The following is a 518-nucleotide window of genomic DNA, read 5'->3' on the forward strand; positions in this document are numbered from 1 at the left end:
TGGTTGACAGCTCCCCGGGGCCTATCGTGGCCTCCCACGTCCTTCATCGGTTCCTGGTGCCAAGGCATCCACCGTGCGCCCTTAAAAACTTGGCCACAGATGCTCGCGTCCACTGTGCAGTTCTCAAACAACGACCAGCCACCCACCACCCCAACCCGAAGGCTGAGTTCACTGGGGCCGGCATCGCGAAGGTTCAGACCGTAGTCCGCACCCTCAGATACCCAACAGCGTGCCCGACACGTTCAATCCGAGATCCTGTGTTCCACGCCGAAGCAGTACTAACAGTCCTCAAACCGATCGTGCCGAATAGTCAACGTTCCACCCATGAGCAACCAGCATCAGACATTCGCCGATGTACTGGCCTCTGACCAAGCCGAAGCCCGGTAAGAAATGCTCCTTAGAAAGGAGGTGATCCAGCCGCACCTTCCGGTACGGCTACCTTGTTACGACTTCGTCCCAATCGCCAGTCCCACCTTCGACGATTCCCTCCCACAAGGGGTTGGGCCACCGGCTTCGGG

2 rRNA genes are annotated in these 518 nt (G+C 58.9%); both read right to left on the bottom strand.

Features of this window, described 5'->3' with window-relative positions:
• Positions 1–95 (bottom strand): 23S ribosomal RNA (locus tag ABD385_RS41285); the annotation flags it as partial.
• A 306-nt stretch (positions 96–401) separates the two neighbouring features.
• Positions 402–518, bottom strand: a 16S ribosomal RNA gene (locus ABD385_RS41290); the annotation flags it as partial.

Origin of the sequence: Streptomyces lunalinharesii, from assembly GCF_039532155.1 — a bacterium.
Taxonomy (GTDB): domain Bacteria; phylum Actinomycetota; class Actinomycetes; order Streptomycetales; family Streptomycetaceae; genus Streptomyces; species Streptomyces lunalinharesii.